The sequence below is a fragment of the Vibrio phycocola genome (genome assembly GCF_054404255.1).
The window spans coordinates 19352-40952 of the sequence record NZ_JBTAMQ010000009.1; the positions used below are offsets into that span (position 1 = coordinate 19352).

The 21601-nt window shown below is 41.7% G+C and carries 26 protein-coding genes; 18 read left to right on the plus strand and 8 right to left on the minus strand.

Features of this window, described 5'->3' with window-relative positions:
- Positions 1-345 precede the first annotated feature (345 nt).
- The 5 genes from ACXJY6_RS12945 (at position 346) to ACXJY6_RS12965 (ending at position 5042) form a co-directional block, all read left to right on the plus strand.
- Positions 346-1707 carry a PhoH family protein gene (locus ACXJY6_RS12945; RefSeq protein WP_456051750.1) on the plus strand — a complete coding sequence of 454 codons (1362 nt, stop codon included), beginning with the start codon at positions 346-348 and terminating at the stop codon, positions 1705-1707.
- Positions 1708-1847: 140 nt separating this feature from the next.
- On the plus strand, positions 1848-2852 hold the full coding sequence (locus ACXJY6_RS12950; protein WP_458768599.1) for an ornithine carbamoyltransferase: 1005 nt from the start codon (positions 1848-1850) through the stop codon (positions 2850-2852).
- A gap of 248 nt (positions 2853-3100) precedes the next feature.
- Positions 3101-4030 (plus strand): aspartate carbamoyltransferase, encoded by a 930-nt coding sequence (pyrB, locus tag ACXJY6_RS12955; RefSeq protein ID WP_456051748.1) that lies wholly within the window; start codon positions 3101-3103, stop codon positions 4028-4030.
- A gap of 15 nt (positions 4031-4045) precedes the next feature.
- A complete protein-coding gene (gene pyrI, locus ACXJY6_RS12960) occupies positions 4046-4510 on the plus strand; it encodes an aspartate carbamoyltransferase regulatory subunit (RefSeq protein WP_456051747.1) in 465 nt (154 codons plus the stop codon).
- Positions 4511-4652: 142 nt separating this feature from the next.
- Positions 4653-5042, plus strand: a complete 390-nt coding sequence (locus ACXJY6_RS12965) for a RidA family protein (protein ID WP_456051746.1) — start codon at positions 4653-4655, stop codon at positions 5040-5042.
- Positions 5043-5113: 71 nt separating this feature from the next.
- On the opposite strand, the gene ACXJY6_RS12970 is transcribed toward ACXJY6_RS12965, so the two are convergent.
- From ACXJY6_RS12970 to mlaF, 8 genes are all read right to left on the minus strand, one after another.
- Positions 5114-5839, minus strand: coding sequence for a 1-acylglycerol-3-phosphate O-acyltransferase (locus tag ACXJY6_RS12970; protein WP_458768600.1), 726 nt, complete (start codon positions 5837-5839; stop codon positions 5114-5116).
- Positions 5840-5949: 110 nt separating this feature from the next.
- The gene (gene murA / locus ACXJY6_RS12975; protein WP_458768601.1) at positions 5950-7212 is read right to left on the minus strand and encodes a UDP-N-acetylglucosamine 1-carboxyvinyltransferase; all 1263 of its coding nucleotides are present in this window, start codon (positions 7210-7212) and stop codon (positions 5950-5952) included.
- Between the two features lie 14 nt (positions 7213-7226).
- Positions 7227-7481 carry a BolA family iron metabolism protein IbaG gene (gene ibaG, locus ACXJY6_RS12980; protein WP_456051743.1) on the minus strand — a complete coding sequence of 85 codons (255 nt, stop codon included), beginning with the start codon at positions 7479-7481 and terminating at the stop codon, positions 7227-7229.
- Positions 7474-7803, minus strand: a complete 330-nt coding sequence (locus ACXJY6_RS12985) for an STAS domain-containing protein (RefSeq protein ID WP_456051742.1) — start codon at positions 7801-7803, stop codon at positions 7474-7476. Before ACXJY6_RS12985 ends, ibaG begins: the two co-directional genes overlap by 8 nt.
- Positions 7803-8429: an ABC transporter substrate-binding protein gene (locus ACXJY6_RS12990; protein ID WP_456051770.1), complete on the minus strand. Its 627-nt coding sequence runs from the start codon at positions 8427-8429 to the stop codon at positions 7803-7805. Before ACXJY6_RS12990 ends, ACXJY6_RS12985 begins: the two co-directional genes overlap by 1 nt.
- A gap of 53 nt (positions 8430-8482) precedes the next feature.
- Complete coding sequence (gene mlaD, locus ACXJY6_RS12995) at positions 8483-8962, minus strand: outer membrane lipid asymmetry maintenance protein MlaD (protein WP_456051741.1); 480 nt, start codon at positions 8960-8962, stop codon at positions 8483-8485.
- 2 nt (positions 8963-8964) lie between these two features.
- Positions 8965-9744 carry a lipid asymmetry maintenance ABC transporter permease subunit MlaE gene (gene mlaE, locus ACXJY6_RS13000; RefSeq protein ID WP_456051769.1) on the minus strand — a complete coding sequence of 260 codons (780 nt, stop codon included), beginning with the start codon at positions 9742-9744 and terminating at the stop codon, positions 8965-8967.
- A 1-nt stretch (position 9745) separates the two neighbouring features.
- Positions 9746-10549 (minus strand): phospholipid ABC transporter ATP-binding protein MlaF, encoded by an 804-nt coding sequence (gene mlaF / locus ACXJY6_RS13005; protein ID WP_458768602.1) that lies wholly within the window; start codon positions 10547-10549, stop codon positions 9746-9748.
- Between the two features lie 335 nt (positions 10550-10884).
- On the opposite strand from mlaF, the gene ACXJY6_RS13010 reads away from it, so the two are divergent.
- The 13 genes from ACXJY6_RS13010 (at position 10885) to ACXJY6_RS13070 (ending at position 21524) form a co-directional block, all read left to right on the plus strand.
- Entirely contained in the window at positions 10885-11850 is a 966-nt protein-coding gene (locus ACXJY6_RS13010; RefSeq protein WP_456051739.1) for a calcium/sodium antiporter, read from the plus strand.
- Positions 11851-11872: 22 nt separating this feature from the next.
- On the plus strand, positions 11873-12850 hold the full coding sequence (locus ACXJY6_RS13015) for a KpsF/GutQ family sugar-phosphate isomerase (protein WP_458768603.1): 978 nt from the start codon (positions 11873-11875) through the stop codon (positions 12848-12850).
- Entirely contained in the window at positions 12850-13401 is a 552-nt protein-coding gene (kdsC, locus tag ACXJY6_RS13020; protein WP_456051737.1) for a 3-deoxy-manno-octulosonate-8-phosphatase KdsC, read from the plus strand. Before ACXJY6_RS13015 ends, kdsC begins: the two co-directional genes overlap by 1 nt.
- Positions 13398-13961, plus strand: coding sequence for an LPS export ABC transporter periplasmic protein LptC (gene lptC, locus ACXJY6_RS13025; RefSeq protein ID WP_456051736.1), 564 nt, complete (start codon positions 13398-13400; stop codon positions 13959-13961). The genes kdsC and lptC overlap by 4 nt, the downstream gene beginning before the upstream one ends.
- Positions 13942-14433: a lipopolysaccharide transport periplasmic protein LptA gene (gene lptA, locus ACXJY6_RS13030; RefSeq protein WP_456051735.1), complete on the plus strand. Its 492-nt coding sequence runs from the start codon at positions 13942-13944 to the stop codon at positions 14431-14433. The genes lptC and lptA overlap by 20 nt, the downstream gene beginning before the upstream one ends.
- A gap of 9 nt (positions 14434-14442) precedes the next feature.
- Entirely contained in the window at positions 14443-15168 is a 726-nt protein-coding gene (gene lptB, locus ACXJY6_RS13035; protein WP_458768604.1) for an LPS export ABC transporter ATP-binding protein, read from the plus strand.
- A gap of 50 nt (positions 15169-15218) precedes the next feature.
- On the plus strand, positions 15219-16697 hold the full coding sequence (locus ACXJY6_RS13040; protein ID WP_458768605.1) for an RNA polymerase factor sigma-54: 1479 nt from the start codon (positions 15219-15221) through the stop codon (positions 16695-16697).
- 27 nt (positions 16698-16724) lie between these two features.
- On the plus strand, positions 16725-17012 hold the full coding sequence (gene hpf / locus ACXJY6_RS13045) for a ribosome hibernation promoting factor (RefSeq protein ID WP_456051732.1): 288 nt from the start codon (positions 16725-16727) through the stop codon (positions 17010-17012).
- A 2-nt stretch (positions 17013-17014) separates the two neighbouring features.
- On the plus strand, positions 17015-17467 hold the full coding sequence (gene ptsN / locus ACXJY6_RS13050) for a PTS IIA-like nitrogen regulatory protein PtsN (RefSeq protein ID WP_456051731.1): 453 nt from the start codon (positions 17015-17017) through the stop codon (positions 17465-17467).
- Between the two features lie 13 nt (positions 17468-17480).
- Entirely contained in the window at positions 17481-18338 is an 858-nt protein-coding gene (gene rapZ / locus ACXJY6_RS13055) for an RNase adapter RapZ (RefSeq protein ID WP_456051730.1), read from the plus strand.
- Positions 18339-18349: 11 nt separating this feature from the next.
- On the plus strand, positions 18350-18628 hold the full coding sequence (locus ACXJY6_RS13060; protein ID WP_456051729.1) for an HPr family phosphocarrier protein: 279 nt from the start codon (positions 18350-18352) through the stop codon (positions 18626-18628).
- Positions 18629-18746: 118 nt separating this feature from the next.
- Positions 18747-20102 (plus strand): magnesium transporter, encoded by a 1356-nt coding sequence (mgtE, locus tag ACXJY6_RS13065; RefSeq protein ID WP_456051728.1) that lies wholly within the window; start codon positions 18747-18749, stop codon positions 20100-20102.
- A gap of 132 nt (positions 20103-20234) precedes the next feature.
- Positions 20235-21524, plus strand: coding sequence for a methyl-accepting chemotaxis protein (locus ACXJY6_RS13070; protein WP_458768606.1), 1290 nt, complete (start codon positions 20235-20237; stop codon positions 21522-21524).
- Positions 21525-21601: the final 77 nt, after the last annotated feature.

Genomic DNA, 21601 nt, shown 5'->3' on the forward strand with positions numbered 1-21601 from the left:
TATGGCTCGAATTGAGACTCCATACAGAAAAGGTCGCTAATCTTACTTGAACACGTGATAGAGGTCACGTGAATGTGACGGAATTAATTTCAATCTCTCAGAGACATAAAAATGTAAAATAAACATGTCATTGATAACTAAGATACAAGGTGTTTACGCTCAATATAAAAAGCATTTCATGTGCGAATTGGCATAAACCATGCTAAGTTTTAAAGTAGTAAGACAATGAGTATCAAAATAGCTTTGCAGTCAGTCATGAGACATCTGGGAGCACCTAACACTCAATGACTCTGTTTGACGCAAGCTCTTCCTTAATCTGAAGCCATTATTGGCAAGGAGACGCTTATGGGCGATACCGAACGGAAACTGTTTGTACTAGACACCAACATCCTCCTTCACGAACCTTTTGCCATCTACTCCTTTAAAGAACACGACGTCATTATTCCTATGACAGTCCTCGAAGAACTTGACCGAATCAAAGACAGTAAGCGCGATGTAGCTCGAGACGCCCGAGTTGCCATTCGTGCCATGGAAGATATTTTCAAAGATGTCACACCTGAAGAAATATCAGCAGGTATCCAATTAAATGACGGCACCATTTCTATTTTCTCTGATTATGAGCTCGACGACAGCGTAAAAGCGTTCGCAGATAAAGCCGGAGACAATCGAATTCTTAACGCTGTACTTCATTTACAAAATATTCACTCCCCACGAGATGTCGTCTTAGTGACGAAAGACATCAATATGAGATTGCGCGCTAAAGGTGCAGGCGTGCGCTATGTTGAGGATTATCGTAGCGATCAGCTGATCGATGACATCCAATATCTCACGAAAGGCTTCCAACAGCGTCCCGGAGAATTTTGGAACTCTGTCACAAATGTTGAAAGTAAAAGCTTAGCTGGAAAAACCTACCATGTTTTGGACAGAGAGCCTTTCGACCCAACATTTATCAATCAATATGTCATTGACGAAGAAAGTGACTTTGCCGCTCGCGTTACTGAAATCGATAGCGATAAAATCACATTAAAAGACATGAGCCGTGAAAGAATGATGCACCGCCGAGCTTGGGATATCACCCCTAAAAATGTATACCAAGCGATGGCGATGGACGCACTTCTCGACCCGGATATCGACCTAGTCATCCTAACGGGCGCTGCGGGTAGCGGAAAAACGTTATTGGCAATGGCAGCAGCCCTAGAGCAGACCATTGAGAAGAAGATGTTTGATAAAGTGATCGTCACTCGTAATACTCCGGATATTGGCGAATCTATCGGTTTCCTACCTGGCACAGAAGAAGAGAAGATGATGCCATGGCTAGCCGCAGTAACAGACACTCTTGAAGCATTGCATAAAAACGACCATTGCACGGAAGGATCCATGCGATATATTTGTGACAAAGCCAATATTCAATTTAAATCGATCAACTTTATGCGCGGACGTTCTATTCAAAACGCGTTTGTATTGCTCGATGAATGTCAAAACCTTACCGCCTCTCAAATCAAGACCATCATTACTCGCTGTGGAGAAGGAACAAAAATAGTCTGTTCGGGTAATCTAGCCCAAATCGATTCTCACTATCTAACGCCAGTCACCTCTGGACTCACTTACATGGTTGAGCGCTTCAAAAACTTTGAAGGAAGTGCCAACATTCACCTCAATGGCGTCGTCCGAAGTCGCCTTGCTGAATTCGCCGAAGAGAATATGTAAGCAAAAAGTGCGAGGTATTATGTTATACCTCGCACTTTTATGAAAATATTTATTCACATTTATCGGTGATTTATGCTTTACTACTCAATCTTATTTTTATTCTAACTTTTATGTTAACTTTTGATTCTAGGTAACAAGATATGGCTTTCAATTTACGTAACCGTAACTTTCTCAAACTTCTTGATTTTACGCCGAAGGAGATTCAATTTTTATTGGATTTGGCTGCCGATCTAAAAAAAGCAAAGTACGCCGGTACGGAACAAAAGAAACTGTTAGGTAAAAATATTGCACTCATTTTTGAAAAGTCATCAACTCGTACGCGCTGTGCATTTGAAGTGGCGGCTCATGATCAGGGAGCTCAAGTCTCTTATCTTGGTCCATCAGGTTCACAAATTGGCCATAAAGAATCCATGAAAGACACCGCTCGTGTATTGGGTCGGATGTACGATGGTATCGAATATCGTGGCTATGGTCAGAGCATTGTTGAAGAACTTGGTGAGTTTGCAGGCGTGCCAGTCTGGAACGGATTGACCGATGAGTTCCACCCAACTCAAATACTGGCTGATTTTCTGACGATCCTAGAACACAGCCGAGGCAAAGCCCTTCATGAAGTAAAACTTGCCTACCTAGGTGATGCTCGTAACAACATGGGCAACTCTTTAATGGTAGGTGCTGCGAAAATGGGCTTAGATATTCGCCTTATCGCACCAAAAGCATTTTGGCCTGAAGAAGAATTAGTCGCGCAATGCCAAGCCATCGCAAAAACAACTGGCGCAACCATTACACTGACAGAAGATGTCGCTCAAGGTGTGAAAGGGTGTGATTTCCTTTATACCGATGTATGGGTATCCATGGGTGAAGCGGCAGAAGCATGGGATGAACGTGTTGCTCTGATGACACCATACCAAATCAATATGGATGTGATTAAGCAGACTGGAAATCCAAAAGTTAAGTTTATGCACTGCTTGCCTGCGTTCCATAATGATGAAACCACATTGGGTAAAGAGATCGCAGACAAATACGGGATGAAAGGCTTAGAAGTTACTGAAGAAGTGTTTGAATCCGCTCACTCCATCGTCTTCGATGAAGCGGAAAACCGGATGCATACAATCAAAGCGATTATGGTTGCGACACTTGGTGCCTAAAAGCAGATAAATAGCTTGCAGAAAAAGCGAAGCGCAATCGCTTGCGCTGTTCACTGTAAGGCGTATAATTCCCAGCAATTTGTCAAAGGGGAACAACATGAGCGTCAACATTGTAGTAATACGGCAATGGCATCATGGTAAGCAATTCATCTTACCGGGTGAGCTAGTTTCCCTAAAATAATAGATTTTAAGCCTCCCTTGGTTGGGGGGCTTTTTTATGGCTGTCAGAAACGATAGGGAAGATGAACATGGCGAATTCGCTCTACAAAAAGCACATCATTTCAATTTCAGAACTGACTCGCGAAGAGTTGGAATTGATTGTAGAAACAGCGGGAAAACTAAAAGCTAAGCAGATGCCAGAACTAATAAAAGATAAGGTCATCGCAAGTTGCTTTTTTGAACCTTCTACACGGACCCGTTTATCCTTTGAAACGGCTATTCAGCGTATTGGTGGCAATGTTATCGGGTTTGATAATGATGGAAACACCTCATTAGCAAAAAAAGGGGAAACACTTGCCGATTCAGTTCAAGTCATCTCTTCATACGTTGATGCGTTTGTTATGCGTCATCCTCAAGAAGGTGCAGCTCGTTTAGCATCAGAATTTTCCAATGGAACTCCGGTCATCAATGCTGGCGACGGTGCCAACCAACACCCGACACAGACGTTGCTTGATCTCTTCTCTATTGCCGAAACTCAAGAGCGTTTAGATAACCTCAATGTCGCGTTTATTGGTGACTTAAAATATGGCCGCACCGTGCATTCATTAACACAAGCGTTGGCCAAGTTCAGTAATGTTAAATTCTTCTTCGTTGCACCTGAAGCGCTCGCCATGCCAGATTATATTCTTGAAGAATTAAACGAGGCTGGCATTCAATACAGCACCCACACGGAAATAGAAGAAGTTATCCCTGAATTGGATGTTCTCTATATGACTCGAGTTCAAAAAGAGCGCTTTGACGAGTCAGAATATGCGCACATTAAGTCGGCCTACATTCTACGAGCTTCACACCTAACCAACGCTCGAAGCAATATGAAAGTCCTTCACCCACTTCCTCGAGTCGATGAAATTACAGTAGATGTTGATAAAACACCGCATGCCTATTTCTTCCAACAGGCCGAAAATGGTGTTTATGCTCGTGAAGCCTTATTAGCCCTTGTGTTAAACGAAACACTGTAGTCGAGGAGAAAAGAGATGAATAAAGAAACTCAATTGCAGGTAGAAGCAATCAAAAATGGCACGGTTATCGACCATATTCCTGCTCATATTGGCATCAAGGTTTTAAAGCTGTTTGACATGCATAATTCACAGCAGCGTGTCACGATTGGCTTAAACCTTCCATCGTCAGCGTTGGGTGCGAAAGATTTGCTCAAGATTGAAAATGTGTTTATCAATGAAAGCCAAGCAAACAAGCTGGCACTTTACGCTCCGAATGCAACGGTCAACCAAATCGAAAACTATGAAGTGGTGAAGAAGTTGGCTTTGTCGCTTCCAGAACAAGTGAACAATGTCTTTGCTTGCCCGAACAGCAACTGTATTTCACACAATGAACCTGTTGAAACAAGCTTTAATGTTATCGAGAATAAAGAGATTATTCGCCTCAAATGCAAATACTGTGAAAAAGTATTTTCTCGTGAGATTGTTACCGAGCGTGATTAATTTTGTTCACCAGTTAGATTTTTAACCGGTTGATTAAATTGTAATAATAAACAAATAGATATGCACAGACTCTTTACCAATTTAAAGAATAAGAGCAAACTGATAAGTCTTATATTTACTGTAGAAAATGGAAATAACAACAATGACTAAAGTACTTCACACAGAATCCGCGCCAGCCGCTATTGGTCCTTACGTTCAAGGTGTTGATCTGGGAAATATGGTAATGACTTCAGGTCAAATCCCTGTAAACCCAGTCACCGGTGAGGTTTCTGCTGATATCGCTGTCCAAGCTCGTCAATCCTTAGATAACGTAAAAGCGGTAGTAGAATCTTCTGGCCTTACAGTTTCAGACATCGTAAAAATGACGGTATTTGTTAAAGACTTAAACGACTTTGCAACCGTAAACGAGGCTTATGGCAAGTTCTTTGATGAGCACAAGGTTGCGAACTACCCTGCTCGCTCATGTGTCGAAGTTGCTCGTTTACCTAAAGATGTCGGTATCGAAATCGAAGCAATTGCGGTTAGAAAATAATTAGCTCGCTCGAATAACAAAAAAGGCTGAAGATCACTCTTCAGCCTTTTTTCAATTTTTAGCTTCGTAAACTACTGTTTATTACGTTGCGCGACTTCTTCATCAAGTTCGGCTAATTTCTCTTTCATAATATTTCGACAATGAGTCGCTAGCTTACGCACATTCTCACGCTCATACTGCGAAATATCAACGGGATCAAGAATTTCCACGATCACGTGTCCATTATTCCATTTGTTAAACTTTAGGTGACCCGTTGAGCTACAAACAATCGGAATGATAGGAAACTTAGCACCAATGGCAGTATGAAACGCGCCGGTTTTAAACGGCAATAGCCCTCGTCCCCGTGAACGTGTTCCTTCAGGAAACATCCAGATAGACACCGCGCTCTCTTTCATTGACTTGATAACCTGATCGATAGTGCCTTTCGCTTTGGCTTTATTTTCACGATCGATCAGAATGTTTCCAGTAATCCAATAAATTTGACCGAAAAGAGGCATCCAAACCAAACTCTTCTTTCCTACTGTAACCACATTAGGTGTTACTGCTCCTGATACGGTAAATAAATCCCAGTTATTTTGGTGGTTTGCGATATATACGTGCTGACCACGCTCTAAAGCTCCTTCAGGCATTCTCAGTTCAAGCTTAATCCCCAATACCGGAGCCATTTTGCTAAATAGACGACCGATGATGTAAACATTTTTAGGATTTCGAGGACTAAATAAGCAATAGATACAACCGAATACGAACAATAAAGTTCCTAACACAGCAACCATTATTAGTCGAAATAGAGCAACCATATTGTTCTCCAACAATCTGAAAGTAGGCTTCGCACCTACCATACACAAACAAAAAATCGAATAAAAAAGCCGAAACCACTGTTTCGGCTAAGCAATACTATCTAATGAAGTTAAGCCGATTGATAACGCTCAATATTGACACCTAGTGCTGTCAATTTCGCTTCAATCCGGTCATAACCACGATCAATATGATAGATACGGTCTACAATGGTCTCACCTTCAGCAATGCACCCTGCAATAACTAAACTTGCAGAGGCCCTTAAGTCTGTCGCCATAACTTCGGCACCGCTTAAGGATGTCACATCACCACAAATTACCGTATTCCCTTCAACTTCGGCTTTCGCTCCCATACGCATAAGTTCAGGAACATGCATGAAACGATTCTCAAAAATCGTTTCAGTAATCACGCCACCACCTTTTGCCATCATGTTCAGCAAAGTAAATTGAGCTTGCATATCGGTTGGGAAACCCGGATGAGGAGCAGTACGAATAGATACAGCTTTTAGCTCTCGGTCTGTCATATCCAGTGAAATCCAATCATCACCGACTTCGACGTTTGCGCCAGCTTCTTCTAACTTGGCCAACACAGCTTCGAGTAAATGCGCGTTAGTATTGTTACATTTGATACGACCACCAGAGACAGCAGCAGCCACTAAAAACGTCCCGGTTTCGATACGATCGGCAACAACACTGTGCTTACCACCTGATAGACGCTCAACACCTTCGATACGAATAGTATCACTGCCCATACCGGTAATTTTTGCACCGATAGCATTCAAAAATAGAGCGGTATCGACAATTTCTGGCTCTCGAGCCGCGTTATCAATCACCGTTTCACCTTCGGCTAAGGTTGCTGCACACATGATCGTAATCGTTGCGCCAACACTCACTTTATCCATGACAATATGAGCGCCTTTTAAGCGACCATCAACGTTGGCTTTTACATAGCCATCTTCCAGCGTAATCGTAGCGCCAAGCTGCTCTAGACCATGGATATGTAGATCCACAGGGCGAGCTCCAATTGCACAACCACCAGGTAAAGATACTTGCCCTTGACCAAATCTTGCCACCAATGGACCAAGTGCCCAAATCGATGCACGCATTGTTTTCACTAAATCGTAAGGAGCACAAAATTCATTTATAGGTCCGGCATCAACATTAACACAGCCATTACGAGATACTTTTGCGCCCAAACGCTGCAAAAGCTCCATGGTAGTATCAATATCGCGAAGGTGAGGAACATTGCTCACTTCAACGGGGCCTTCGGCCAAAATAGCGGCAAAAAGGATTGGGAGTGCGGCATTCTTTGCCCCAGAAATTGTCACTTCCCCCGTAAGAGGAGCGTTAGAACCTATTATGCGAAACTTTTCCATCAACTTATTTACCCTTACAGTGACATCAGTTTTTTATCACGCGCCCATTCATCTGGCGTGAATGCTTTAATCGATACCGCATGGATATCATTGCGTTTGATGTACTCCATCAGAGGGGTGTAAATTAGTTGTTGTTTTTTAACTCGGCTCATCGATTCAAAGCAGGTGTCAATCGCTACAACTTCGTAATGACTGTTTTCACCTTTAACATGAATTTCTTGGAGGGAAAGTGCGTCGTTTAATATCTGTTGTACTTGGGCGCTATCCAAAATCGGCTCCTGATTCATTCTTTAAGTGTTGAGCAACGATACTTTCAACGTTGCTCAATTGAAATAATGTACGCAGCTTAGCTGGCACGAAGTCGAACATTATATGACAGTTATTATTTTTTGCATGCTCTATTAAGTGGATTAACAACACCATTCCTGCGGAATCTACTCGATTGACCTTTTCTAATGAGACAGAAACCGCATTTTCGGTCGGTTTCCATTGTTGTATAACAAGCCATAAGTTGGATGTAGAATCTCGATCTAAATCACCTGATAACTCTATAACCCCTGACTTTGTTACGTCCCATTGTCCATGACTCATTAAGCTTTACCTTTATAGTTAATCGGTTGCTTAGCAATAGCCTCGAGTTCCTTTGCAACAGATAAGATTCCATCTTGACGAATTTTACCATTCCACTCTGATTGTTTTGCGGATAGTAAACTAATTCCCTCAGCAATCATGTCATAGGCTTGCCATTGATTGGATTTATTTTTGCGTAACTTAAATTCGATATTAATGTTCGAAGAAGGCGCATCTAAAATGGTAACTTTTGCACTTGCAATTCTATCCTCTGGTCCAATCGGTGTTTCTGGCCCAAAGCGCAATTCTTGATCTGTGTACTGAGCTAATATTTGTGCATAGTTTGTCACCAAATAGCCACGAAATGCTTTAATGAACTCTTTAACGTCGTCCTTCTTAGCGCCTTTTAAGTTCGAACCCAATAGCTTCAATGCCGTATATTGAGAGTTAACATAAGGCATCAGTTCATCTTCAACGACCACTTTTAAATAATCATGGTCTTGCTGAATCTTTGGCTGTTCTGCTTTTAGGCGAGCAAATGTATTCTCCGCAACTTGAGTAATTAACTGGTACGGATTACTACTATCAATCTCCTCAGATGACACCTGAAACGAAAACATCAGTGTCGCTAGCACTAAAAAACACATTCTAATTTGATTAAACATTTTCATCATTTATTACTCACTTTACCTATTTATTACTATTCATCTGAGTCGCCATCACGATAGAGGAATTGACCGATAAGATCTTCAATTACAAGCGCTGATTGAGTATCTTCAATCTGATTACCATCAACTAACATTGCGTTATCATCTTCCCAAACAAAGCCGGGCTCTAAACCTAAGTATTGCTCACCAATCAAACCTGCTGTCAGGATCTTCAGGCTTGAATTCTCTGGAAATTGGTCATAGCGAGATTCAATGTCTAATGTGACAACCGGCTGCAATGACGCCTCGTCTAATTTAATATCGGTGACTCGACCTACGACAACACCACCCACTTTGACGGGGGCCTTTTCTTTCAAGGTTCCAATATTGTCAAATTTTGCAGTAAGACGATAAGTATCACTCGATCCTAACCCTGTTACATCAGCGACTTGAAAAATCATTACCAGAATTGCGCAAATTCCAGCAAGGATAAAACTACCCACTAACAGTTCAATTTTTCGTGTTTGTTGCATGACTAATTCCCAAACATCAGTGCAGTAAGAATAAAGTCCAATCCCAGTACAGCTAAAGAAGAATGAACTACGGTTTTTGTCGTTGCACGACTAATGCCTTCAGAAGTCGGAACGGAATCATACCCATTAAAGAGTGCAATCCAAGTAATTGTTAAGGCGAAAACGATACATTTAATTGCACTATTGCCAATATCACGCCCTAACTCCACGGAAGATTGCATGGTTGCCCAAAAGCTACCGTGATCGATACCTTTCCACTCAACGCCAACTAATTGTCCTCCCCAGATACCTACCGCCATAAAGATCATCGCGAGTAAAGGAAGTGAAATAACACCAGCCCAAAAACGAGGAGCGATGACTCTTTTAAGAGGATCTATTGCCATCATTTCTAAGCTGGAAATTTGCTCCGTCGCTTTCATTAAGCCGATTTCTGCGGTTAGTGCAGAGCCCGCTCGACCAGCAAACAGTAAAGCCGTAACCACAGGACCAAGCTCTCGCAATAGTGAGAGTGATACCATTTGTCCCAAGCTTCCTTCTGCACCGTAATCGATTAAAATAACGTATCCTTGCAAGCTTAAAACCATGCCGATGAATAAACCTGAAACAAGGATAATGGCTAACGATTGAACTCCAACGCTATAAAGTTGCTTAACCAACAAAGGAAAATTCTTTATTGGTTGAGGACGTCCTACTAAAGCACCAAATAGCATCAAACTGGCACGACCAAAGGCTTCGCAAATACTCATCGCACGATGACCTAAACCGGCAACCCATTCGGCCATATTATTCAACATGGAATAAATCCTTTTCTATTGGTTCTGCTGGATAACGAAATGGTACTGGACCATCAGCTTCACCACGAAGAAACTGCATCACTTTAGGATCGCTGTTTTCTCGTAACTGTTCCGGAGTGCCTTCTGCAATAACTTTACCATCAGCCAAAATATAAACCCAATCAGCAATACTCATCACTTCAGGTACATCATGCGATACCACAATAGAGGTAAGATCAAGCGCATGATTCAAGTTGCGAATCAATTGCACCAATACCCCCATTGTCATAGGATCTTGGCCAGCAAAGGGCTCATCGTACATAATTAAGCCTGGATCGAGAGCAATAGAGCGAGCCAATGCTGCTCGACGTGCCATTCCTCCCGATAGTTCACTAGGCATTAATTGCGCTGCACCACGCAATCCGACTGCTTCTAACTTCAACAATACCAAGGTATGAATCAGGTCTTCCGTTAGATCCGTATGCTCTCGTAATGGAAACGCCACATTATCAAAGACACTGATATCCGTAAAAAGTGCACCCGATTGAAACAACATGCTCATTTTTTTTCGTGCTTGGTACAAAGCATTACGGTTGAGCTTGGGGATATTTTCACCATCAAACCAAATTTCGCCCTCTTCGGGAAGCAACTGACCACCGATCAATCGCAAGAGCGTAGTTTTTCCCGTGCCCGATGGCCCCATAATCGCAGTCACCTTTCCTTTGGGAACTCGCAATGTGATGCCATCGAAGATTGCACGTTGAGAACGTGAAAACGTAAGGTTGTTAATGGTAACAAGATCTGAATCAGACATAGTCACGACCAAATACATAAATAAAATAATGAATCATTAATCATAGGCACAATTTGACGAAATTAAAAGCACTGTTCGATTAGGTAATATAAACAACCGTAAAATATAAACATTTTTTCGCGGTATCTGAGGAATAGTGATATTATAGCGCGCCTTTTATCCACCAATTTTGATTAATTAGAACGAGTAAACCGTAACACTTGCTTACAATAGGTGATTATTTGCCCTCATAAGCACGGTTACTTCGCTGTCCGTTCTACTGTTCCATTTTTACTTTGCTAAAAGTAAAAATGGTTAGCTATATTATTTATCACTAACATGGATTAGGAATTGTCATGCTTGAAACTGTTATTTTTCTCATTATTGGACTCATCTTACTCGTCTGGAGTGCAGATAAACTGGTATATGGCGCAGCTGCCTTAGCTAGAAATGTAGGAATTTCTCCTTTAATTATTGGTATGACGATCCTCGCTATGGGCTCTTCTGCCCCTGAAATGATGGTATCAGCAACGGCAGCGCTTGCCGGAAAAACAGATACAGCCGTTGGTAATGTCATTGGTTCCAACATTGCCAATATCGCGCTTATTTTAGGGATAACGGCCATCATTAAACCGTTATCAGTGAGTTCGGGAATATTACGCCGCGAACTGCCTCTTATGCTCATCGTCACCGTGGTTGCTGGTGCTATTTTGTGGGACAGCACCTTAAGTCAATTTGATGGTATCGTTCTTTTTGTTCTTTTCGCGTTATTTATCATCACCATGATATACATCAGCCGTAAAGAGAACCATAAAGACGATATAATGCTAGAGGAACAAGAATCAGAAATACCTGAAGGGGTAAGTAATAAAAGTGCAACTTTTTGGCTTATTCTTGGACTAATTCTCTTACCACTTTCAGCTAACATGTTAGTAGAAAACGCCGTTGTCATAGCCAAATATTTCGGTATGAGCGACCTAGTTATTGGTTTAACAATCATTGCGATAGGTACGAGTTTGCCTGAGTTAGCAGCGTCACTCGCTGGTGTACTAAAAGGCGAAGATGATATGGCGCTTGGTAATATTATTGGTTCAAATGTCTTCAATATATTAGCTGTCATGGGAATACCGGGATTACTTAATCCATCTATCATCAGTCCTCATGCGATGGAAAGAGACTATTGGATTATGCTAGCCCTATCGCTCATATTGGTTCCTATGGCTCTAGGAAAAGCACGTCGCGTTAATCGCGTTGAAGGCTTCTTGTTATTTGCTTCTTTTGTCTGCTATCAAGCTTTTTTATTTTTCAACATGACCGCTTAATACAGCGTTTCGGAGTACGTTAATGTCGAACGATTTTGATTTTTGTCTTACTGGTAAACAGGTTCTAGCAACTGAGATTGCCGGACTACAACAACTAGAGAGCTACATTAATGAGGATTTTGATCGCGCATGCGATCTCATCCTGAATAAAACCCGAAGCAAAGTCATCGTCATGGGCGTAGGAAAGTCTGGCCATATTGGTAATAAATTAGCGGCAACGCTCGCCAGTACGGGTACGCCTTCTTTTTTTGTTCATCCTGGTGAAGCGTCACATGGCGATTTAGGTATGATATCTGAAGGCGACGTGGTACTTGCTATCTCCTATTCAGGGGAATCATCAGAGATTCTTCCGCTGTATCCTGTTTTAAAAAGGCGCTCGATTCCTATCATTGCCATGACAGGTAATCCGAATTCCAACATGGCGACTCTGGCTAATATCCATTTACAAATCACGATACCTGAAGAAGCCTGCCCTTTAGGCTTAGCGCCAACCACAAGCTCAACAGCGACTTTAGTGATGGGTGATGCGTTAGCGATTGCGCTATTACAAGCACGTGGATTTACCAAAGACGACTTTGCTCTTTCTCATCCCGGTGGCGCGTTAGGTCGGAAGCTATTGTTACTCCTTTCCGATATTATGCATAAAGAAAACGAGCTGCCAAAAGTCAGCCCAAAAGCTTTTATCCGAGACGCCTTGCTTGAAATCAGCCAAAAAGGTTTGGGGATGACTGCAATTGTTGATGAAAATGACGCTCTACTAGGTATTTTTACTGATGGAGACTTACGTCGCATTTTGGACAAGCGTATCGATATTCACACCGCGTACATCGAAGATGTCATGACACGTAACCCAACCGTATCGTCGCCTAACCTTTTGGCTGTCGAAGGGTTGAATTTAATGCAAAATAAGCGGATTAATGGCTTAATGCTGACCGATGATAATGGACATCTAGTTGGTGCTCTCAACATGCATGATCTATTAAAAGCAGGAGTAATGTAATGTTAATTGATACTTTGTATGGTCCTGTCGACAACGCTATTTTCTCTATAGCCAGCAAAATTAAGCTACTGATATGCGATGTTGATGGCGTATTTTCCGATGGTTTGATTTACATGGGAAACAATGGTGAAGAGCTAAAAACATTCCATACCCGAGATGGCTACGGCGTCAAAGCACTTATGAGCGCTGACATTAATGTTGCGATCATTACCGGGCGTCAATCAGCCATTGTTGAAAACAGAATGACCGCACTCGGTATCTCATTAATTTATCAAGGCCAAGACAATAAACTCCAAGCCTATGCTGATATTTGTCAGCAACTTAATATCGCTCCAGAACACACCGCATATATCGGCGATGATATGATTGATTGGCCGGTGATGGAAAAAGTTGCGTTAAAAGTTTGCGTAGCGGATGGTCACCCTTTACTCGCTAAAAAAGCCAATTATGTCACTCAAACGTTGGGTGGCAGAGGTGCAGTAAGGGAAGTGTGCGATCTTATATTACAAGCTCGTGGAGAGTTAGAGATGCACAAAGGTTTAAGTATATGACCTTTTCGCGCTACCTTTATATCGTCTTGATAGGAATATCAGGATGGTTAATCTACTATATAAATGCAGACAACAGCCAAGTGGACATCCAAGTAACACCGGATATTGAATTACCTGCATTTAGTGGTAGTGAACTTAGCAATACCACTTACGATCCTCTTGGTATTCGAAACTATCAAATTAAATCCACAAGTCTGGAATATTATTCGACCAGTGGTAATACAACGTTTGATGCTCCAATATTGTTTGTTTACCGAGAAGGGACTTTGGTTGAATGGAAGATTACATCAAAGCGTGGCATTCTAGCTAAAGACCAAGTGTTAACGCTCTATGATGATGTCGTTGCAGAAAATATGTTAGAAGGTGCCAGTTTCGATACGCTAAAGACTGAAAAGTTAAGCATTCACCTCGGAACCAATGATTTCTGGACAGATAATGATGTCGTCACTAAAGGGCCTCAATTTGAAAACTTTAGTCATGCATTAAAAGGCAACTTCAACGCTCAAGAGGCGGAACTTTATAACCATGTGCAGGGTGTATATGAAAATCTCATACCTTAGTTTATTTGCTGTTTTAGCCCTATCCAATTCGGCTTCTGCGCTTACCACCGATTCTGATCAGCCTGTCTACATCGATTCGGATAGCCAACGCTTGAACCTGAAAAGTAACCAAGTCACATTTCTAGGTAACGTGACATTGACTCAAGGCTCAATCAATATCAAAGCGGATAAAATCATCGTTATTCGAGATTCTGAAACGGGCAATGTCAATGAAATTCAAGGTTATGGTAACCTGTCAACGTTTTCCCAAGAAACTGACGAGGGTGACACGCTATACGGTGAAGCAAAGCAGCTGCTATATAAAATGTCAGACGAAACACTCACCATGATAGAGAGCGCTAAGTTATCTCAAGAAGACAGTGTGATTAAAAGTTCTAAAATTCGCTATAAAATAGCCGAACAAACTTTAATCGCTGACAGTGATAAAAACCAACGTGTATCGACCGTCTTCCACCCTAATGCGGAAAAATAATAATTCGTTATGTCCATACTTAGAGCACAACACTTAGCTAAGAGCTACAAAAAACGTAAAGTCGTTTCTGACGTTAGCCTGGAAGTAAATTCGGGACAAATTGTGGGCCTATTGGGTCCAAACGGCGCTGGGAAAACCACGTCGTTTTATATGATTGTTGGTCTAGTTGCTCGAGATGAAGGCACGATAACCATCGACGACGAAGACATCAGTATCCTACCTATGCACAGTCGTGCTAGGATGGGGATTGGCTACTTACCTCAAGAAGCATCCATCTTTCGCAAATTATCTGTGGAAGATAATATCATGGCAGTACTACAAACTCGTGATGAAATCACTCGAGAGCAGCGCCAAGATAAACTGGAAGAATTACTCGAAGAGTTTCATATCCAGCACATCCGCAAGAGTGCAGGTATGGCATTATCTGGAGGGGAGCGCCGCCGAGTTGAGATTGCTCGTGCTTTAGCCGCCAATCCGCAGTTTATTTTACTTGACGAACCCTTTGCGGGCGTCGACCCCATATCGGTCATCGATATCAAAAAGATTATCGAGCATTTACGGGATCGTGGTTTGGGGGTATTAATCACTGACCACAATGTAAGAGAAACCTTAGATGTCTGTGAAAAAGCCTATATCGTGAGCCAAGGGCAACTTATTGCAGAAGGCACACCAGAGGCAGTGCTAAACAATGAACATGTGAAACAAGTTTATCTCGGCGAACAATTCCGTCTATGATTAAATTAAATAGAAGCTCAATTTAAGAACGAAAAGGTAACTTATACCGAATGAAAGCGTCATTACAACTTAAGTTAGGTCAACAGTTAGCGATGACACCGCAGCTGCAACAAGCCATTCGCTTGCTGCAGCTTTCTACGCTTGATCTCCAACAAGAGATTCAAGAAGCATTGGAATCAAACCCTCTTCTCGATGTTGAAGAAGCGTTTGAAGAACTCGTGCAAGCGGAAAATGCTCAGAACGAAGCCAAACCAGAAAAAGAACCGACCGTTGAAGTCGTTGAAGTAGATACCCAAGATAGTTCTGAAGTTATTGAAAAATCAGAAATTAGCGCCGAGCTAGAAATCGATACGACCTGGGAAGATGTTTACAGCGCCAATACAGGCAGTACTGGCATTGCCAGCGATGATGATTTACCGGTATATCAAGGTGAAACAACTCAGTCTTTGTATGATTACTTACTATGGCAACTCGACCTAACACCGTTCACTGAAATCGATCATATGATAGCACTCGCCATCATAGATGCAGTTGATGACTATGGTTACCTAAATCAATCTCTTGAAGAGCTGCTTGAAAGTGTTAATAGCAACAGTGAAGCCGAAGAGATTGAACTCGATGAAATTGAAGCTGTTCGCAAACGGATTCAGCAATTTGATCCTTTAGGTGTGGCTTCTATTAACTTGCAAGACTGCCTCCTACTTCAACTTGCTACGTATCCTGAAGAGACTCCATGGCTTAAAGAAGCTAAGTTAGTCTTGAGTGACTATATTGATCAGCTCGGAAATCGTGATTACAAAATCATCTTAAAAGAGACAAAACTCAAAGAGGATGAGCTGCGCAATGCAATGCAACTTATCCAAGAGTTAAACCCTCGACCAGGTAGCGATATCAATACCGATCACGCGGAATATGTCGTCCCTGATGTTTCAGTCTACAAAGATCTCGGCAAATGGGTCGTGACAATCAACCCTGATAGCATTCCAAAGTTAAAAATCAATCAACAATATGCTGAATTAGGCCGCGGAAATAGCGCTGATAGCTCTTATATCCGAACGAATTTACAAGAAGCCAAATGGCTGATTAAAAGCTTAGAAAGCCGCAATGAAACCTTACTAAAAGTCGCCAAATGTATTGTAGAGCATCAAAGAGAATTCTTTGAACAAGGCGAAGAAGCGATGAAGCCAATGGTACTAAATGATGTTGCATTAGCAGTAGAGATGCATGAATCGACCATATCGCGGGTTACCACTCAAAAATATATGCATACCCCTAGGGGAATATTCGAACTTAAATACTTTTTCTCTAGCCATGTAAGCACTGATAATGGCGGAGAATGTTCATCGACTGCAATTCGAGCACTAATTAAAAAATTAGTCGCTTCAGAAAGCTTAGCTAAACCACTTAGTGACAGTAAAATTGCAGCACTGCTCGCTGAACAAGGGATCCAAGTTGCCCGAAGAACCATTGCTAAATATCGTGAATCCTTGGGAATTGCCCCATCTAGTCAGCGAAAACGTCTACTTTAATCACTAAAGAAGAGAGAAGGAACGTCTATGCAAATTAATATTAGTGGCCATCACATTGATCTTACCGACTCGATGCAAGAATATGTCAGAACAAAATTCAACAAGCTTGAACGTTTTTTTGAGCATATTAACAGTGTTCAGGTTATCCTTAAGGTCGAAAAAAATCAGCAAATAGCAGAAGCAACTCTTCACGTAAATAGTGGTGAGATTCATGCGACAGCTGATAACGAAAATATGTACGCAGCGATTGATAGTTTGGTGGATAAATTGGTTCGCCAACTCAATAAACATAAAGAAAAGTTAAGTAACCATTAATTATGCAATTAAGTGATGTATTAGCATTGGACTGCACCAAAAGTGGAGTCCAATGTTCAAGTAAAAAAAGAGCCCTAGAAATCATCAGTGAAATAGCAGCTCAGTACTCAGGGTTAAGTTCTCATGATCTGTTTGAATGTATGCTGTCACGTGAAAAAGTAGGGACAACAGGAATTGGTAATGGTATTGCGATTCCTCATGCTCGGATGACATCACTAGATAATGCCGTTGCGGTTCTCATTCAATGCGAAGAACCTATCGATTTCGATGCTATCGATCATCGACCTATTGATATTCTATTTGCTCTTTTAGTCCCAGAAGATCAATGTCAGGAACACCTAAAGACGTTGTCTCTGATGGCAGAAAGACTCAATGATAAGCAAGTACTAAAAGCGCTACGCAAAGCAGAAAGCGATGAAAGCTTGTATAATATAATGCTCGGTCAACCAAATTAGTTGAGATTAAATTATGCGTGTTATCGTCGTCAGTGGTCAATCTGGAGCTGGAAAGAGCGTTGCATTACGTGTCTTAGAAGATCTTGGTTACTATTGTGTCGATAATTTACCTGTCAGTTTACTCGACCCATTTATTCAATCTATTCAAAACGGCAAGCAAAATGTGGCCGTTAGTATCGATATTCGAAATCTACCTAAAGACCCAGAGCATATTCAGCAGACACTTGGTGAGTTAAAAGACAGTAACGATGTTAATGTCTTATTTATCGATGCAAGCAAAGAAACATTACTCAAACGCTACAGCGAAACCCGACGCATTCACCCTCTCACCATCTCCGATAGTCGTCTTTCTTTAGATCAAGCAATTGAATTGGAATGTTCGCTACTAACAGCTCTGCGTGAACATGCAGATCTTCTGATCAATACAACAGATAAATCTATCCATGACCTGAGTGAAATGGTTAGAACCCGAGTAGAAGGCCGAGAACGTAAAGAGCTCGTCATGGTGTTTCAATCGTTTGGTTTCAAATATGGCCTACCAAGCGATGCAGATTATGTTTTTGATGTCCGTTTTTTACCCAACCCTCACTGGGAACCAGAGTTAAGAGTCTTCACTGGACTTGATACTCCAGTACAAACCTTTTTAGAAAGTCATCAAGATGTTGTCGATATGAAGCTGCAGATCCAGAACTTTTTCGAGCATTGGCTGGATGCCTTAGAAACCAATAACCGCAGCTACCTTACGGTCGCTATTGGCTGTACTGGGGGCAAACATCGTTCAGTCTATTTGACTCAAAAAATTGGCGAGCACTTTATCGCTAACGGTCATCAAGTACAAATTCGTCATACCTCATTGGAAAAAAATCAGTAGGACCCTTTCTTATGTCGCAAGCTAACCGTACTGTCTTAATTCAAAATAGACTTGGCTTACATGCACGAGCTGCAATGAAACTCGTTGAACTTGCTCAGTCCTTCTCTGCTATTATCTCCATTCAAAATCAAGAAGGAAAAGAAGCAACAGCGGATAGTGTAATGGGATTACTTATGCTGGAATCAGCGCAAGGACAGTACGTTACCATTTCAGCAAACGGTGACGATGCAGAATCCTCATTAGAAGCAATTTGCCATCTGATTGAAGATAAATTCGAAGAACAAGAATAAGCGATATTGCTACTTCTAGCGGATTAAAATACTATTTAAAACGATTAACTTGAGTTGATTGCTCAACAAGATACGTTACTATTAGCGGATAAAAGTTAGAAAATAGAGGGTAGAAAAAATGGCAGAGCAAATAGAGTACGACCAAGCTCACCAAACCCTCCAGCAAATAGCAGATGCGCTCGATAACGGCCGATATGTTCATGTCCGCCGTCAACTCCAAGATATGGAGCCAGAAGATATTGCCATTCTTCTGGAAGCTTCCCCTCGAAAAAGTCGTCAAGTTCTTTGGCAATTAACCGACCCTGAAGATTACGGCGAAATTCTTGATGAACTAAACGAAGATGTGAAAGATGCTCTGGTTTCTACCATGGCTCCTGAGCTTCTCGTTGAAGCGACAGAGGGGATGGAAACCGATGATGTCGCCTATGTACTGCGTAGTTTACCTGACGATCTTTCCAAAGAAATTCTGTCTCAAATGGATGAGGCAAATCGTCAACGAGTAGAAATGGCCCTTTCCTATCCGGAAGACAGTGCTGGCTCATTGATGAATACCGATGTCATAACGATTCGAGGCGATGTTGATGTTGACGTGGTATTACGTTATTTGCGAATAAAAGGAGAATTACCTCACGCAACCGATGCGCTCTATGTCATTGATGCCGAGAGTAAATTAATTGGTCATTTATCGCTCACCACACTGATCACAACTCAACCCGATGTCAAAATAGTCGATATCATGGATGATGCCGATGAAGCCATTTCCGTTGAAACTCCAGATAGCGATGTGGCAAGCCTATTTGAACGCCGAAACTGGGTGTCAGCCCCAGTTGTCGATCAAAACGGTCACTTAGTCGGTCGTATTACCATCGATGATGTCGTTGACGTCATTCGTGAAGATGCCGAACACACCATGATGAGCATGGCAGGTATGGACGATGAAGAAGATACCTTTGCTCCAGTTGTAAAATCGGCCCGAAAAAGAAGCATCTGGCTTGGTGCTAATGTTCTTGCCGCTCTAGCTGCAGCATCAGTCTCTAATATGTTCGAAGCCACATTAGAAGAAATGGCTGCGGTTGCAGTATTAATGACTATAGTTCCATCAATGGGCGGTGTGGCAGGAAACCAAACTGTCGCCTTGGTTATACGAGGCCTTGCGTTGGGGCATATCGGTGAAAGTAACCAACGTGAATTACTTCTAAAAGAAGCTGCAATTGGCTTACTCAATGGCGTAGCTTGGGCGGTCATTATTGGTGGGATCGTTATGTTCTGGAAAGGAAGTATGATGCTTGGCTTGTTTATCTCCTGTGCCATGCTAACGAACTTAATCGTTGCCGGTGTTGCTGGCGTGAGTATTCCTATCTTACTCAAGAGAATGAAGATCGATCCTGCATTAGCGGGTGGGATGGCATTAACCACAGTCACCGACGTCGTTGGATTATCTGTTTTCTTGGGTCTCGCAACACTATTTGCATAATTGTTACATTAATAACCATATTTTTGTTACGTAGATAACAGTTCTAAATGTGCAGAAGATCAAATTTTTAGCAAACTAAGGAAAAGCTACTATATTTTCAGGATTAATCGATAATAAAAACCTGAGGCAAGTATGTTTTTTAAAAAGAAAGCAGAACCAACTCCCTCTCCCGAAAGTCAATGGGAGCACAATATACTTGAGTCATTGAACCAATCAATGGCAACCATTGAGTTTGATCCTCAAGGCAATATCCTTAAAGCAAATTCCCACTTCCTGGGCGCTTTGGGATATCAAGAAAGCGAAGTCATCGGAAAGCATCACCGAATATTTTGCGACGCTAGCTATACAAACTCCAGTGAGTATCGTAATTTTTGGGATGAGATATCCAAGGGAGTTCCTCAGAAAGGTACCTTTAAGCGTTATAAAAAAGATGGGACATTAATCGTTATAGAAGCCACTTACTTCCCTATTTTTGAACAAGGCGAAGTTAAAGGAGCAATGAAAATTGCCTCTGATGTAACGGATAGCTTCCTAGATGCACAAAGCGATAACGACCGGCTCACGGCCATAAATAACACTTACGCAGTTATCGAATTTGAAACTGATGGCACAATCATTACAGCAAACTCCAATTTTCTAAATGCTTTAGGTTACTCTTTAGATGACATTAAGGGACAACATCATCGGATGTTCTGCTTCGATGATTTTTACCAAGAAAATCCTAAGTTCTGGCAAGATCTAAGCAACAATCAATCGTTCACAAATCGATTTCAGCGTAAAGATAGTCGCGGCAATGAAATCTGGATTCAAGCATCATATTGCCCTGTTCTCGATGACAATAATAAGGTCTATAAAGTTGTTAAATTTGCGGTCGATGTTACGCATCGAGTTAATGATGAACGCCAAGTAAAAGAGACCGCTCAAATTGCTTACAACACAGCGTTAGAAACCTCACAAATCGCCCAAGAAGGCAGCCACACGTTAAAAGAGTCTGTTGAAAGTTCAAATGAAATGAATCAAAGCATTGTTTCATCGATTGAGAAAATTGAACAACTCGTCAATCTTTCTCAAGACATCTCTGAGATCGTAAAAACAATTCAAGGTATCGCCGATCAAACCAACTTACTCGCGTTAAATGCAGCAATTGAAGCGGCTCGAGCTGGAGAACAAGGCAGAGGATTTGCAGTCGTGGCCGATGAAGTTAGAAAATTAGCCACACACACATCCACTGCAACAGGCGAAATCAATAAAGTGGTCGAACAAAATATATCTCTGACTGAAAGTGTCACTGGGATTATGTCTCAGGTATCGGATCTTTCAGAAACGACAAACTCTCGAATAGCGGACGTATCAGCTAAAATTGATGACATTCATGAGGGAGCAGAGAGTGTTTCACAAGCGGTAAGTAACTTGAAACTCTAGAGCAGAATGTTACGTAATCACATAAAAAAAGCCGCCGCATTAATTAATGCGGCGGTTTTTTGTGTCATTCAGAAAGC